The organism is Marinimicrobium agarilyticum DSM 16975, from assembly GCF_000423345.1.
Taxonomy (GTDB): domain Bacteria; phylum Pseudomonadota; class Gammaproteobacteria; order Pseudomonadales; family Cellvibrionaceae; genus Marinimicrobium; species Marinimicrobium agarilyticum.
The window spans coordinates 49182-64931 of the sequence record NZ_AUHU01000012.1; the positions used below are offsets into that span (position 1 = coordinate 49182).

The 15750-nt window shown below is 56.3% G+C and carries 12 protein-coding genes; 4 read left to right on the forward strand and 8 right to left on the reverse strand.

Going from position 1 to position 15750, the window contains the following annotated elements; genetic code table 11:
• Positions 1–22: 22 nt before the first annotated feature.
• Entirely contained in the window at positions 23–1138 is a 1116-nt protein-coding gene (locus G547_RS0112685; RefSeq protein ID WP_027330181.1) for a Zn-dependent alcohol dehydrogenase, read from the reverse strand.
• 138 nt (positions 1139–1276) lie between these two features.
• On the opposite strand from G547_RS0112685, the gene G547_RS0112690 reads away from it, so the two are divergent.
• The 4 genes from G547_RS0112690 (at position 1277) to galK (ending at position 5558) form a co-directional block, all read left to right on the forward strand.
• Entirely contained in the window at positions 1277–2170 is an 894-nt protein-coding gene (locus G547_RS0112690; RefSeq protein WP_027330182.1) for an AraC family transcriptional regulator, read from the forward strand.
• A gap of 69 nt (positions 2171–2239) precedes the next feature.
• On the forward strand, positions 2240–3280 hold the full coding sequence (gene galE / locus G547_RS0112695; RefSeq protein ID WP_027330183.1) for a UDP-glucose 4-epimerase GalE: 1041 nt from the start codon (positions 2240–2242) through the stop codon (positions 3278–3280).
• Between the two features lie 81 nt (positions 3281–3361).
• On the forward strand, positions 3362–4396 hold the full coding sequence (locus G547_RS0112700) for a UDP-glucose--hexose-1-phosphate uridylyltransferase (RefSeq protein WP_027330184.1): 1035 nt from the start codon (positions 3362–3364) through the stop codon (positions 4394–4396).
• A 19-nt stretch (positions 4397–4415) separates the two neighbouring features.
• The gene (galK, locus tag G547_RS0112705) at positions 4416–5558 is read left to right on the forward strand and encodes a galactokinase (RefSeq protein WP_027330185.1); all 1143 of its coding nucleotides are present in this window, start codon (positions 4416–4418) and stop codon (positions 5556–5558) included.
• An 80-nt stretch (positions 5559–5638) separates the two neighbouring features.
• On the opposite strand, the gene G547_RS0112710 is transcribed toward galK, so the two are convergent.
• From G547_RS0112710 to G547_RS0112740, 7 genes are all read right to left on the reverse strand, one after another.
• Positions 5639–6748: a glycoside hydrolase family 117 protein gene (locus G547_RS0112710; RefSeq protein WP_027330186.1), complete on the reverse strand. Its 1110-nt coding sequence runs from the start codon at positions 6746–6748 to the stop codon at positions 5639–5641.
• 58 nt (positions 6749–6806) lie between these two features.
• Positions 6807–7709: a sugar kinase gene (locus G547_RS0112715; protein ID WP_027330187.1), complete on the reverse strand. Its 903-nt coding sequence runs from the start codon at positions 7707–7709 to the stop codon at positions 6807–6809.
• Positions 7710–8114: 405 nt separating this feature from the next.
• Positions 8115–9680 carry a sugar porter family MFS transporter gene (locus tag G547_RS0112720; RefSeq protein ID WP_027330188.1) on the reverse strand — a complete coding sequence of 522 codons (1566 nt, stop codon included), beginning with the start codon at positions 9678–9680 and terminating at the stop codon, positions 8115–8117.
• 218 nt (positions 9681–9898) lie between these two features.
• Positions 9899–12223: a beta-galactosidase gene (locus G547_RS21355; protein WP_036188492.1), complete on the reverse strand. Its 2325-nt coding sequence runs from the start codon at positions 12221–12223 to the stop codon at positions 9899–9901.
• Positions 12224–12266: 43 nt separating this feature from the next.
• Positions 12267–13370 carry an SMP-30/gluconolactonase/LRE family protein gene (locus G547_RS0112730; protein ID WP_245573478.1) on the reverse strand — a complete coding sequence of 368 codons (1104 nt, stop codon included), beginning with the start codon at positions 13368–13370 and terminating at the stop codon, positions 12267–12269.
• Positions 13360–14088 carry a SapC family protein gene (locus G547_RS0112735; RefSeq protein WP_027330190.1) on the reverse strand — a complete coding sequence of 243 codons (729 nt, stop codon included), beginning with the start codon at positions 14086–14088 and terminating at the stop codon, positions 13360–13362. The genes G547_RS0112730 and G547_RS0112735 overlap by 11 nt, the downstream gene beginning before the upstream one ends.
• A 40-nt stretch (positions 14089–14128) precedes the next feature.
• Positions 14129–15679: a tryptophan halogenase family protein gene (locus tag G547_RS0112740; RefSeq protein WP_027330191.1), complete on the reverse strand. Its 1551-nt coding sequence runs from the start codon at positions 15677–15679 to the stop codon at positions 14129–14131.
• Positions 15680–15750: the final 71 nt, after the last annotated feature.

The following is a 15750-nucleotide window of genomic DNA, read 5'->3' on the forward strand; positions in this document are numbered from 1 at the left end:
GTTTTAACGTTGGCGGTGAGTATCACAGCGCATCATCAATAACGATGACGCCCTTGGCCAGACGGCCCTTCAGCATGTCATCGAACCCCTGGGCAGCGGACTCCAGGGTATAAGTGCGCGTAATCAGCTCATCCAGCTTAAGCTTGCCAGCGGCGTAGAGGTCGAAAATTCGGGGGAAGTCCCGGGTTGGGCTGCATTGGCCGTACAGGGGGTTAATGTAAATCTTGTCCCACTCGAACAGTTCGCAATCAAAGTCAATCCGTTGCTCGATCCCGCTGGCCTGCACTGCTGTGCCAGCGCTGCGGATCAACTTCAGCGGGGCCGAACCCAGCGCGGGTACCGCCGTGCATTCGAACGCGTAATCGGCGCCGCGGCCGTCATTCAGGGCCAACACGTCCTGCAGAACGCCGTCGAAGTCAGTGTCTTTAGGGTCGGAGAGTACCGTATGGGTGGCTCCGAATTGGCGTGCCTGGGTCAGGCGTTCCTCGCTGATGTCAATGGCGATGACCCGGGCAGCCCCTGACAGCGCTGCGGCCTGGATGACATTCAGGCCGACGCCGCCACAACCGATCACACAGACGCTGGAACCCGCCCGGACGTTCGCGGCATTGACCGCGGAGCCCCAGCCGGTCATGACGCCACAGGCAATAATGGAGGCGGTGTTGAACGGCACGGCGGCGTTCAACGGGGTGACGGCCTGTTCTCGAACGACCGTGTACTCGGACATGGTGCCCAAATGGAAAGAGCGCTCGAGCGGTTTACCCTCCAGTTGGCAGGCTTCCGGGTGGGCGTGGCCGGCCAGGGAGCCGGAGCAGACCGGGGAGTGGTTCTCGCAGATGTGGGGGTTGCCCTCCCGGCACTGAAAACAGGCGCCACAGGGAATGGCCCAGTTCAGCAGAACCCGGTTCCCCACGGCACAAGTGGTCACGCCGGTGCCTACCGCCTCTACCACGCCCGCGCCCTCGTGGCCCACGATAAACGACCGGTCCCAGTTCTGGATGGAGTCCCAGTCCGTGTGACAGATGCCCGATGATTTCAGCTTTATGCGAACCTCGCCGGGGCCCGGCTCACCGACCTGAACCGTCTTGAGAGTGAATTGCCCGCGCCCGTCAGACACCAGTGCTTTACAGTCAATCATAGGCTCTCCCTTTGGGTAAAAGTGTCAATGTAACCTCATTCAGGCGCGTTGACTTTCGGTAAAAGGCTCATTAATGTCATATTTTTGCGCTCTCCGATGACGAGGGCGAGCCTTGCGTCGGCCTAAGAGGCGACTGAAATGAAGCCAAGCAATATCTACTGTGAACCTTTTTGTATTCAAAAGGGCTTTAATTTCGAAGTGCATCACGTGGTTTATAACCAGGGAGACCCATACTCCTGCTTCATGCACTTCCACGAAGTGCATGAGCTCATCGTGTTCCAGGATATCGAAGGTGCGTTTTTTTATAACCAGGGCGAGTCGACCCTGAATGATTCGGACATTGTCTTTACGCCCGCTCTGGAAACTCACGACTTTGAACTCTCGGAGCGGCCCAAGTCCTGGTACATCATTCAGTTTCTGCCGAGTCTTTTGGAAGAGCCGGATATGGCGACCGTGGGCTCGTTTTTCCAGTACGGTATGCACCTGAGGCCAAACCAAAAGGCGGTACCGGACATCAAACAGTTGGTGGCGTGGCTGCTGCAGAGCTATCAGGAAAGCCCCCAGAGTGAGAAGTCCCAATGGTTGCTGAAACTCCTTTTATACTGGGTTGCTGATGCCACTTACCCGGTCAAACCGCCGCATACGCTACCGATACAGCGAACCGTTGGCTACGAGCGGTTGATGCCCGTGATCAACCTCTTCCGTCACAGCCGCAGCGTCTCGCTGCCACTGAAAGAGGCGGCCGCCAAGTGCAACCTGTCACCCTCCTATTTTTCTCGGCTGTTCAAGAGTGTGTTCCGCTACAGTTACACGGAATACAGCATTCGTCACCGGCTCTACAGTGCTGCCAGAATGCTCAGCCAGAGCCGCCTGTCGGTCACCAATATCGCCTACGAGCTCGACTTCTCCAGCCCGTCCCACTTTATTGCGCTCTTTAAACAGCAGTTCGGTGTTACCCCCAAGAAGTATCAGGGCAAAGTGACCGATCTGGCACTGGCCGATGTGGAAGCGCAATCTCCGGCGCAGCCCTGATCGCTTGTGCTGGGCAGGCATAACGAGTATATTGTATACAATATACAAATGCGAAGGGTTGGTCGATTTATGCCTCAACAGCAGCAAGTACTTGTCACCGGTGGGGCCGGTTATATTGGGAGCCACGTGTGCGTTTCCCTGATTGAAGCCGGATTCACGCCGGTTGTGGTCGATAATTATTCCAACAGCCATGAGGTGGCGCTGGATCGGGTGGCTCAGATCACCGGTGTTCGTCCCTCGGTTTACACCGTGGATATTCGGGACGAGCAACGCCTGGGAGAGGTCTTCGCCGCCCATGACATCAAGGCAGTGATGCACTTTGCCGGTCTCAAGGCGGTGGGGGAGTCCACGACCTTGCCGCTGGAATACCACAACAATAATGTGGGTGGGTCAATCACGCTGTTTCGGGTAATGGAGCAACACAACGTTCGGAAGCTGATTTTCAGCTCCTCCGCGACCGTCTACGGTGACCCAGCCTCAGTACCGATCAAAGAAACCTTCCCCTGTCAGGTTACCAATCCCTACGGTCGGACCAAGTTGATCGTTGAAGACATCCTCAGAGATATGTCCGCCGCGCCCGACGCCCGGTGGAACACCACGCTGCTGCGTTACTTTAACCCTGTGGGCGCGCATGAGTCCGGCCTGATCGGAGAGGACCCGGCGGGTATCCCCAATAATCTGGTGCCTTTCATTGCCCAGGTAGCGGTGGGAAAACTGCACTGTTTGAAAGTCTTTGGAAGCGATTACGACACCCGCGATGGCACCGGCGTGCGAGATTACATCCACGTTATGGATTTAGCCGCTGGGCATGTCGCCGCCTTGGAGCAGTTGTTTCAAGTCGAGCCAGAGTGCCGGGTCTATAACCTCGGTACCGGCACTGGCTACTCCGTGCTGGAAGTCGTCAAGGCGTTCTCTGAGGCCAGTGGCCTTGAAATCCCTTACGAGCTGGCTCCCCGGCGCCCGGGAGATATCGCCCAGTGCTTCGCCGAGCCCGAACTTGCCTGGGAGCAGTTAGGCTGGCGCACCCGGCGGGACCTGAAACAGATGATGGAAGACACTTGGCGCTGGCAGAAGCGTAACCCTCAGGGGTACCGCACCAGCGAGTCCTAGATAAACCAGAAAGCCCAAGGGCCGGGCCACAGCGGTGGCCCGTTTACGTCAACCGATTTGCTGAGGTAGGTCATCGCCACTATGAGTTTACTGAACGACAAGAGTCACCGCCGCTTCAATCCGTTGTTGGGGGAGTGGGTTCTGGTATCGCCTCACAGGAGTAAGCGCCCCTGGCAAGGCCAGACGGAAAGCGCCGAGCGCTCGGATGCCAAGAGTTATGATGAAAAGTGCTACTTGTGCCCGGGAAACACGCGCATAACCGGCGATGTGAATGCCGCGTACACCCATACCTACGTGTTTCAGAATGACTTTCCGGCATTGATGGCGGACCCGCCGGAGGAGGCGGGCCAGCAAGGGGATCTGATTCGGTACGAGCCCGCTCGCGGCGAGTCGCGAGTGATCTGCTTCTCGCCAGACCACTCCAAAAGCCTGCCTCAGTTGGCCCCCGAAGATATCGAGCGGGTGATTGACACCTGGCGAACCCAGATGGACGAACTGTCTCGCCAGTACGCCTGGGTTCAGATTTTCGAGAACAAAGGGGCGGTCATGGGCTGCTCCAACCCCCACCCGCACGGTCAAATTTGGGCGCAGGACCAGTTGCCCACCGAAGCAGAAAAAATCGACCGGAACTTGAAAGCTTATTGGGATAAACACGGCTCCAAGCTGTTGTTGGATTACGCCGCGCTTGAGCTGGAACAAGGGCAGCGTGTCGTCGACAAAAACGATGACTGGGTCGTTGTGGTGCCGTTTTGGGCGTGTTGGCCGTTTGAGATCATGATTCTCCCGCGCTTTCCCGTGCAGGATTTCTCCGGATTGAAACAGTCCCAACAAGCGTCCCTGAGCCAAATCATGAAGCTTAGCCTGACCCGGTACGACAACCTGTTCCAGTGCAGCTTCCCGTATTCCATGGGCTGGCGAGCGAATCCTTTTAATGGTCAGGACAACCGCCACTGGCAGTTGCACGCTATCTTTCTTCCGCCACTGCTGCGAAGTAAAGACATCAAAAAGTTTATGGTCGGCTACGAAATGCTCGCCGAAGCTCAGCGAGATATTACACCCGAGCAGGCCGCAGCGCGCCTGCGCGAATGCAGTACCGTCCATTACCTGGAAACGTGACGTCGTTAAGAGGCTGACAATGATTAATCGAGTTACAGAACAGTTCCAGACGCTTTTCAAGCGGAATCCGGATTTTTCCTACTTTGCGCCGGGGCGGGTAAACCTGATTGGCGAACACACCGATTACAATGACGGGTTTGTGTTTCCCTGCGCGATTGAATATGGCACGTACATGGCCGTAGGAAAACGGTCGGACTCGGTCGTGCGCGTGGTGGCGGGAAACTTTTCCCAAGACTGCAGCGAATGGTCTCTTACAGACGACATCGTCCGCTCCGAAGACAGCCCCTGGTCAAATTACCTCCGGGGGGTTTGTGTGGCCCTTCAGGAAAAAGGGCATACCTTATCCGGTCTGGATGTGTATGTGGAGGGCAATGTACCGCGGGGTGCCGGGCTGAGTTCATCCGCGTCCCTGTCCGTGGCGTTCGCCGGTGCCTGCAGCGAGGCCAACGGTTTGCAACTGGATGTCACTACTCAGGCGCTGGTGGCGCAGCAGGCGGAGAATGATTTCGCCGGTTGCAGCTGCGGTATTATGGATCAGTTGGCCTCGGCCGGTGGTCAGGAGGGCAGGGCGCTGCTCATCGATTGCCAGTCGTTGACCTTCGATCGCTTTCCGATACCGGAAGCGTTGACGTTGATGATTATTGACAGCCGGGTCGAACGGCAACTGGTGGGCAGTGAGTACAATGATCGACGAGCGGATTGTGAGCGCGCCGCTGAGCACCTTCAGGTGAAGAGCCTTCGAGGGGCCGACATGACCCTGCTGAATCAACACAAAGGGCAGCTGGATGATCTGGCCTACCGGCGAGCACGGCACGTCATCAGCGAAAATGAGCGTACCGTAGCTGCCGCCCAAGCGTTGGCCTCAGCGGACTATCAGACGTTGAATGCGATGATGAAGGCGTCTCACGTGTCGATGCGGGATGACTTTGAAATTACCATTCCGGAAATTGACTTTATTGTCTCAACCGTTGAACAGCACTTGGAAGAAGACGGTGGTGTTCGCATGACCGGTGGTGGTTTTGGGGGATGTGTCGTCGCGCTGGTGCCCAACAACAAGGCGCATGTGATTAAAGAGCAGGTCACTCAGGCTTATGCGCAAGAGTATGGTCGGGACTGTAAAGTGTATATGTGTTATGCCGCGCAGGGTGCTCGAGTGTTGTAAGGTGGTGCTGACAGTACGCTGTGTCACCAGAGAGGAGAACGTACAAAAAGCCGGCGACCATCATCGCCGGCTTTTTTTGTCTATATGCCTGAGCCCCCGGTTTGCTGAAAGGTGCCGCTGTCGAGAACTTGCCGGCGCGCCCGGTACTGACAAATGTAATTCCAGTTCCAACTGCTGTCATATTTGTGGCACAGCCCCCAACGAATACCGCTGATTGGGTCATCGGAGTGCTCGTACCCGGGATCACGGTACAGTCCCATGGCCTCAGGGGCGCCCTTGATGTGGGACATAATGTCAAAGTTCAGGCCGTCCTCGGCCCATTGGCAGGTGTTCTTTTCCGGGCCATCGGTGGTTAGAATGCTCGCAATGCCTCCCTTGAAATGCCAGACGGCCACTTCGTGACCGCTGTTGGTCACGGGGTTGAGGGGCGATTTTATATAAGGGCCAATAATGTCATTCGCGATGGCGACGCCGTGTTTGATTTCGCGTCCCCCGAAGTTCATGCCCTCTCCCATGGTTTCCCCTTTGTAGTAAAGGTAAAACTGGTCGCGATAAAACATCAGGCAGGGATCGTGTACCTTGTGGCTGTCGAAGTCCCCTTTTTCTTTCACCAGAAAGCGGTTGTCTTCGTCTCCCAGCCATTCGCCATTCTCGGAAGGGCTCAGGATTGGAGCGTCGAATTTTGTCCAGGGGCCGAACGGCGAGTCAGCGTGAGCGATGGCAATGTGTTCCTTGCTACGGTTGACGTATGGGGCCTGGACTGTCTGGTACACCAGGTAAAAGCGCCCTTGGTGTTCGAGCACCTCGGGGGTAAAAACCGCACGATCATCGTAGCGGCCGTCAGCGCCGGGGGTAACGGCAGGGCCTTCTTCCTTCCAGTGGTAACCGTCTTTTGAGGTGGCGTGCCAGACCTCGGTCTTGTCCCAGGGAAAGACTTTGTCGTCCGGGTTGTCGCTACCGAAGCCGACAGTCTCGCCTTCGCCTTTGGTGTACCAGACGTGGAGGGTGTCATCTACGGTAATGACGGCGCTTGGGTCCCGCCGGATAACCCCTTCCTCGTAGGCAAAGTCACCGCCTAGAGGCTCAATATCAAACTCAAACACCCACTCTGGCCCGGTTTCGTCGTAACCGCGCTCAAGGGCGCGCTGTGTCGCTCTACTTAAGGGTTTTTCAGCTTGCTTGGCTTTCATTGCGTGTTCTGACATATCGGTTACCGCTTGTCGTAGAAAATTGTTGAGATGGGGGCGATCATGGGTGCTGCCTGGGCAGAATGGCCCCCCGGTGCTGAATGACTTTACTCGCTAATGCCGAGCCTGCTTCGATGCTGGCGGTCAGCGAATCTCCCGATAGCCGGGCCGCCAGAAAAGCGGCATTGAATGAGTCCCCGGCGGCGGTAGTGTCCACCACATTGGGGCAGGGGGTGACGGCAACCTGGCCGGTCTCCTCAGAAGTCGCATACCAGATAGGTTGCGCCCCGTTTTTGATGATCGTAGTGCCAATGTCGTAGTTCTTTAGCAAGCCGAATACCTCGTCCGGTGTTTCGGTGCCATAAAGCTGGACCATGTCTTCAATGCCAGGCAGCGCAATGTCGCATAGGGAGAAAGCCCACGCGTACACTTCCAGGGTCGCCGCTGTTGAACTCCATAAAGCGGGTCGGTAATTGGGGTCGAATACGATAGTTGTTCCTCGGTCTTTGAGATACTTCAGCCAGCTTTTAAGGTTAAAGAGGCTGGGTTCGTCATAGATAGCAAGGGAAATACCCGAGATAAAGAAATAGTCTGGCGGGTTAATTTCGTAACTATCGGTGATTTTGAAGAAATCTTTTGCAGCCGATTCGCCTCGCCAGTAAGTGAAGTGCCTTTCGCCGTCGGCTTCGTTTTTTACCATGTAGAGCCCCATGTGTCGACTGGGGTGGGTTAGTATATGGGTGCTGTCTATTCTCTCCTCCCTCAGAGCTTCACGGAACTGTAGACTAATGGCGTCCTCTCCAACGGCAGTCAGTAACCGCACCCTGACTTTGGAGTTGCTGTGTCGGGCCATGTAGACAGCTACACTGTATACGTCACCAGCGAAATTTTGCTGAAAACAATTGCTCTGTCCGGTGGGGGCCATCTCTAACATGCACTCCCCAAGAATAGCGATGTCTGGCATAGGTTGCTCCTCAATATTTTTGTCTATTGTAAACAAAAAGTACCTTTTTTGAAAGTTGTTTACAAAAAACAGTTGACATAATGGCGGGGTGATGCCAGAATTAAGTTGTTGGAAGCCAGTTGCTTTTTGCAAAAAGCAACTGGTAGATTCCGCTTATTCTCCCGAGCGGAATCCAGAGGTTCCACAATCTCTGGGTATTGATTTCGAGACCATTGGGTCTAATGCATCCACGAGTGAACTCTCTCACTCTCTTTAGTCACAGCCGCCGTGCAGGTTGTGGCTTTTTTTTGCCTGCCTGAAAAGTAAAAACGGGAGGCGTCGGACGTAAAAGCAGACGATGCAGTGTTGGTGCTGGGAAATGCGGAGGGGGGGGGGCGACCTGACGGCCGCCCTTAAAAGCGCGATTCAGGGTTTGCTTAGCGAGGCTTCGATTTCCTCGATGGACTTGTTTTTGGTTTCCGGCATAAGACGGGCAATGATGATAACGCCGATGGTGATGCATATTGCGTAGAACAAAAAGATTTTGCCGGCGCCCATATTGTTCAATTGCCACAAAAACAGTTGCTGTACCATATAGTTCACAATGCTGGTAACTAGGGCAAAGCAGGGAATAGCGATACCGCGCACGTGAATGGGAAATATTTCGGAAAACAGCACCCACATGATCGGTCCGATAGACAGGTGAAAAGCGGCGATAAACCCGGTAATGGCTAATAACACCAGAGCCGCGTCGATTCGGATGGCTTGTTCTAGCAATGTGCTTTCGTTGGCCCGTACGACCTCCATCCCCAAAGCTTCGCGAGCGGCGTTTTTGAAGGCAACGTCGCTGGTGAACTCGATGTTGGCCAAGGGCTGGAGCGACGATGCATCAAACGACCCCGCCAGGCTGTTGATGGCGGCGGAGTCAAGCAGGTAGGTGGCGTTGTAAAAGCCCCAGGCACATGCAAAGAGGCTTGCAGCGGCAGCGCCGAGGCCCACCAGCATCAGCGGGCGACGCCCGAGGCGATCGATCAGCAGCAATGCGATGGCGGTGGAAACAACGCTGACCAAGCCGACAATTACCGACTGCATAAAGGCCGCATCGGTGCCGATGCCCACTTGTTCGAAAACGGTGGGGGCATAAAACATGATGGCATTAATGCCGGTAATCGGCTGGAGGAATGCCACGGTAAACCCGAGCAGCATGGCCGCGCGGATGCGACGGTCAAAGAGGTCAGCAATTTGCGCTTTCAACGACCGGTCCTTATGGCCGTGGTGGGCGCTTTCCTCAATACTTTTGATTTGCGGGTCAATCTCTTCTTCGGGCATAACCGTGCGCATGACGGTTTTGGCCTCATCCTTCCGGCCTTCCAGGATCAGCCAGCGAGGGCTTTCGGGCACTGTGAGCAGCAGAACCAGCCAGATGGCGGCGGGAACGATTTCAACACCCAGCATCCAGCGCCAGGTATATGTTGCCAAGCCAACACTCTCGACCCATTCTGCGCCGGAGTTTGAGGCCTGCAAGATGGTGTAGTTGGCAAAGTAGGCGGCTGAGAGGCCCAGAACGATGTTGATCTGGTTCATGGATACCAGCTTTCCGCGCATATTGGCGGGGGCGACTTCCCCGATGTACATGGAGGCGACGGACAGCGAGGTAAACGCCAGGCCCCCGAGAAAACGGGCGGCGACCAGTGCTTCAAAATTGGGGGCAATCACCGAAGAGACGGCGGACACAAGATACAGGGCGGCGATGATAATCAGCGCTTTTTTTCGCCCCAACTTGTTACAGATGTGCCCCGTAGCCAGGAGGGCGAAGATGACCCCGAAACCGGGGGCCGCTACTACGGCGCCGACCTGCATATCGGACAGCCCAAACTCGGTGGTGATAAACCGGACCGTCCCGGAAATCAGGGCAGCGTCGAGGCCGAAGATGAAACCACCCAGGGCGACGATGATCGCGTAACGTAATGCGGATGAGCGATAACTTGCCATAAAAAAGTACCATCTTATTACTATAATGTTGGCTTTACGGGCCCAGAGGCCACGTCAAAGACGGTCTCAGGGCCCGTAAAGCGTCGCGCTAACATCGCATCATACCTCATGTTGGTACGATTGTTAACAATCTACAGAGATTCCTGTGAGCCATCCGGTTCAGCCCGAGTCTGTAGATCGAAAGCTCAGCCCCTGACGGCAGGGGCTGAGTCGTGGGTTTATTGGTCGTTGAATCGCTTGGGGTAGAGGGTTTTGTTGAAAGAGCGAGCGGCCTCAACCATGTTGGGGTACGGAATGTCGGTGACCGAGACGAAACCCACGTTATAGTTTTCGCCATCGAAGGCGCGGCCGGTGATCGGAGAGTCGACGTACTGAAACCAGTGCGCTCCGACCATGGTGTCGTGGGCTGCGACACTCTCCATATATCGCTTGTACATTTCGGCCCGGTCCGCCAGGTCATCCGCCATAACCAGCCCCGGATGAAGGAGGCCGCTGCCACGAGTCGCCCCGATATGAAATTCACCAATAATGCTGGGAAGGTCGATCTCATTGAGAAAGTCCCAGGCGTGGGGCTGAACACCCTCGTCATAAATATTGAAGCTCAGGACGTCTGAGTACTTGATAGAGGCCTCAACCGTTTCGTCCGGCATCCCCCAGCTCGCCATTCGAACGCCCATATAGAGATGATTTGGAAGTGCGGCTTCCAGCGTGTTGTGCACCACGCGAAAGTACTCTTCGGAAAGCAGCGCCAACAGGGTTGAATAGTCCTCAACAGCGGCGTCGGTATGAGTGCTCGGGGCGTAGCTTTTTTCCGCCAGGGCGTCCCAGCTCGCCAGTGAGGTGCCCCAGCGCTCATTCAACTGAGCAATGCTTTTGTAGGTCTTTTTCAGGTGTCGGGTAAACGCCTGTTTTGCGGGGCTTTGGGCGGCGGGTTGTGACAGGGCATCAAGAATAATGCCGTAGCGTTCGGAAACAGAACCTTCGGGGCGTCCCCAGCTTTTTTCATTGTCAATGAACACGCCGATACACCAGGGAGAGCCCTGAGTTTCCTCCGCGATCACATCAATCGTCACCTTTGCTCGACGGACGAACTCCGGGTCAAACGGGTCGGGCATGGGCGCCCATACATCGTGCTTGGAACTTAGCGTGGCAAAGTCCCCGATAATCCAGCCGTTGGCAAAGTAGGGCACTTGTTCGTTGGGGTAAAACGCCGGATCAACCCAGTTACCCATAGACGTAAAGCCCCAGCTTTGCATTCGGTCCAGGGTGACGTCTTCCCATTGTCTGACGTAGGACTCCGAGGCCTGCTCTCCGTAGCGACGCTCCAGGTTGGCGCGATAGAAGCTGAAGGTCTCGCCGGACGGCATCGGCCCTTTGTGAACCGACCGACGGTAGCTGTAGTGGTCGGAGAGTGGGTGATCGTATTCCGGCAACCAGTTGAACATGTCGTGGCGCAGCGACGACGCCACATAGCGGGTTTGGCGAACCTCATCGGAGAGTTCAACGATCCCGATTGAGTCCTCTGGGGTGACTTCGTCGGGGTCCACCTCGCGCACGGAAGGGTCGCGAAAGTCCACTCCGGTCAACGTGGTGAGGTTGGCCATACGAACATTGGCCAGGCCGTTGGAGAAAAACAGATAACCCTCCGGGTCAACCAACCACCACTTTCCATCCACCTTCTTGGTGCGGAAATAACCGGTGGCCTCATAGCGGGGGCCGTCCTTCCAGCCGCCAAAGCGAGAGCGGTCGGCCATGGGGCCATTGCTCTCCAGCGCTTCGAGTTCACGTTTAGCGGCGCGCTTCAACTCGGATTCACTGTGAATTTTGATCGGATAGTCGACGGTCGCATTCTGTCCAAAGCGGTCCACAAACTGCTGGATGTGAGAGGATGAGTACGCCGGGTTCTGACGCAACCGAATGTCATCCACGGTGATTACTTTTTCGGTGAGGTTGCCCTCGACAAACAAGGTGATTTTTTGAATCTGACTCAGGTCAAGGTCTTTGGTGCCGTGGCGCCAATAGAACATTTCATCGGCGTCCCAGGGTGGGGGATTTTCCCGCAGGCCACTGTCGAGTTGATTGAACGGGCCGTTGAGTACGACGTAGTAGGTTCCCGATTCACCGGCGGCCAGGTTCACGCTTTGGCGGCGCACGGCGCCTGAGGCATCGGTAATTCCCAACCATAGCTGGACGGATTCATTCCCCGGGTTGTGGGCATCCATAGCGAGGTGGAAATCGTTGAAGTCGCTCCAGTCCCACAGGTTTTCGGGGCGTAAGGTGACTGCCGCCTTGTAAACCTTTGGCGAAAAGCGGATGTGAAGCTGCTGCTCGCCACTGTCGGTGGAGTGAAGCTCGCTGCGGGTGCCCTCTGAGTCCTCATAAAGTGCAGATGGGGGAGTGGCGTTGAAGTCAGCGATGGACTGCAAGGGGGTAAAGGGACGTTGGGTATCGTCGGCGGTGTCCTGGGTGGGGGCGCATCCCGTACCGACTCCCAGCGTCAGGCCCAAGGCCAGGGCGGTTCCAATCGAGGCTTTTGATGGCATGGCTTTGCTCCTCGTTATGATGTTGTCGTGTTTGGGAATAGGACTACGGCGCTCGCTTGAGCGAGACCCGCATCAGAGTGTCGTGTGCGGTGATGTACAGCTGCGTTTCGTCAGCGTTCAGTGCACAGTTGGCGGTGAGCCGCCCGGTAAAAATTCTCGCGATTGGCTCGCCTTTGGGCGTAAAAACCCAGACACCGCCCGGACCGGTGGCAAAAATGTAGCCACTGGAGTGAACCGCCATCCCGTCGGGAACGCCTGCATAGTCGGGTTTGCCCTTGGTCCAGGAGGCGTCGTAGAGAATCCGTTTCTGGGTTATATCACCGGAAGCGGTCACATCGTAGGCGAGCCAGCGAGGGTGGTTTTTCGAGGATACGCCCACGTAGAGTGTTTTCTGATCCGGTGATAGGGCGATACCGTTTGGGTGTACCACAGTGTCGTCCAAAAGGCGCAGGGAACCCGAAGCACTCAAGCGGTAAATGCCTTGAAAGCCGAGTTCTTTTTGGGGATCATCAAGCCCGCCATTCAAGCCATAGGCGGGGTCGGTGAAATAAAGGTCTCCGCTGCTATTAAACACGCCATCGTTGGGGCTGTTTAATCGCTGCCCTTGGTACTGCGCCGCGAGTGTCTCGAACTGGGGGGACGGCTCGCTTACAGGGGCCCTCATCCGGGCGACACGCCGGTCCCCCTGCTGCAGAAGAATCAAGTACTGGTTGTCGTTGAGCAACAGACCGTTGGAGCCGCCGGTGTAGTCGTGTGGCTGCAAACCGGTTGCACCCGACGGTTCCAGATAAGGTTGGACTCCTCCGCTCTCGCGGTACTTAAGAATTCGGTTGTTTGGAATATCAGAGAACAGCAAATACTGGCCATCTTCGATCCAAAGCGGCCCCTCGGTCCACTCGAATCCACTCGCGAGGGTTTCCACGGGCGTGTCGGGGTTGAGCAGCGCTCTGGCGCTTTCATCCAGGATGTCAATTCGAGTTGTCGCCGGCGTGGTGTGCTCTGGCGTTGGCGAGGGCGCCTGGGATTTTTCCGCAATCGGGGAGCAGCCAATCAGAGCGGTCAGTAACGCAAACGCCGCCCCTTTTCGAAAGATAGTGAGAGCCGAGTACTCGCCGGTTGCTATCCACTGAGCAGTTCTATGAGTCACCACGGTTCACCTGATCGACTAAGCGTTGAATGTGACCAAGAGAAAAGCAGAGAAGGTAGCTGGCCTGCAGATAGCCTTTTTCGCTCCACCGCGCGAGCGTCGCGTCGGGCAGCGCACTCAGACGTTCCTCCTTGATCGTGTACAGTCCGCTGTATTGTCGACGCTCCCGCTCGGAAAACTGAATGTCGAGCTTTGCGGGTTCGATCAGGTCCTGCTCCACAAGCTGGTCGATAAATACCTGGGTCGAGGCTTGGCCCGACATCATCTGTGACAGGGTGCGAATCACTTCCCCGAGAAAGGCGGTTTGCGAGCCGTCCTCTTCAAACAGTTTTTCGCCACTTTCCCGGTTCACGCGGGGGCTGTCGACATCAATGGCCACGAGAGCGCCAGGGCCTTCTTGGGTGTCGCTTTTGGTTTTGTTGGTGGTTCCGGTCAGAAAGGGTTGTCGTCGGATATGAAGTGGTACGTAACTGGCGTTCCAGGTAGAGCCGTTCAAGTAAAGGTTTTCATTAGGCTCAAACCCCAATAGGGCGTAGAGGCCAAAGCGCCCGGTGTCCGGGTCCTTGGCGAGAAAAACAGCGTATTCGAGCACCAGCTTGCGCAGCTCATCGGCGACCACGGGGCTAAGGTGTATATTTTCCCCGTACTGGGCGCCGCGCTCGGTGGTTACTCGTAGGTCTTTATGTTTTTTGGGATCAAGTATTTCTGGGGTTGGCACAGGCTTGTCCTCTTCTTTTATCTGAAGGCATTGGGTTCGGTCACACTTTTTGCAGCCCGAACTCGTGGATTTTGTTGATCAGGGTGCGGGTTGAGGGCAGGGCCTGGGTCAATTGCTCAATGGCTCGCTGATTCGCCCGAAACGCCTCCAACGCTCGTTCCCGGTTTTCATCAATGTGGTGTGCTCGGGTGGGGCGGGTTTCAAAGCCCATGCCGTAGAGCACGTACTGGTAGCTGGCGGCGGGGAACACCTCCACAGCGTGTTCAAAATCATGATGCCAGGGCGGGTGATAACGCCAGAGTTCAGTCAATTCCTTCAGGCTCTCGGGGATGGTGTCCGGGTGTCGGTTATCGAGCCAGAAATCGCTGTCCGTGCGTTGGCTCAGGCTGTAGTGAAGCTTGAGAAAGTCAATGATGCGGTCCCAGCGATATTGAAAGGTACGGTTAAAACGCCGGGCGACGACATCCATGGTGTCGCGGTTGTCGGGAAACTGCTCGGCCAGCATGGCCGCGGATATTTCGACAAGGACCAGAGCGGAGGCTTCGAGTGGCTCGAGAAACCCGGCGGAGAGCCCGATGGCCAGGCAGTTGTTGACCCAAAACCGTTCCCGGTGTCCGGGCTCGATATCAATGGTGCGGAATTTTAGCGCCTCGGGGTCGTTAACGCTGGAGGCGAGATACTGCTTCAGTTGCTCGTAGGCGTGCTCTTCCGAAGTGTGAGCGCTGGAGTACACATGACCGACGCCGCGCCGGGATGAGAGGCCGATGTCCCAGATCCAACCGGCATCCTGGGCCGTGGAAATGGTGTGTGATGCAATCGGGCTTTGCTCTTCCGGGTAGGGCACATGAGCGGCTATCGCGCGGTCAATAAAGAGCACGTCTTTGCAGGAGCGAAAGGGGACCTGGAAATGCCCGCCCAGCAGAAGGGATTTGAACCCGGTGCAGTCGATAAACAGGTCGCCTTCCACCGGTCCTTCCTGCTCGGTCAGGACGGCCTTGATGTCCCCGTTGGCGGCGGACTCCACGCCGGAAACGTCGGCCTGCAGGTGACGCACGCCCAGGTTTTGAGTGCAGTGCTCTTTGAGAAACTCGGAAAAAGCGCCGGCGTCCAGGTGGTAGGCGTAGTTTGCCACCGCATCATACTCGGGGGTGGTGATCAGTTTGGGCGCGAGCCCATGTTCGCACAGGGCCTCCTGCGGGCATACCGCCTGTGAGAACGAGGCCTGCTGCCGCTCGGCTTGCCAATACGGCGCAAGATTCAGTTGAGAAAACTGGTGGGGTTGCACCAGTGGATGGTAGTAAAAATCGTCGTCTTTGCCGGTCGCCCATCGGGAAAATTTGGCGCCCTGTTTGAATGAGGCGTGACATCGGCAAATGAAGTCGGTTTCGCGAATGCCCATTTTTCTGAGCGTCGAGCGCATGGTGGGCCAAGTGCCTTCGCCGACACCGACGGTGGGGACGTTGGGTGACTCGATGAGCGTGATGGTGGGCGAGTGCCCTTGCTTGGAGACTCTGGCTGCCAGGGTGCCAGCGGTAATCCACCCCGCGGTGCCACCACCGACAATAACCACTGAGGTAACTGGTTTGACCACCTGATGTCCTCCTCGTCAAATGGAGAGGCCTGTTCTTATTGGCGTGATAGAGAAAGGCCGCCACACATGTG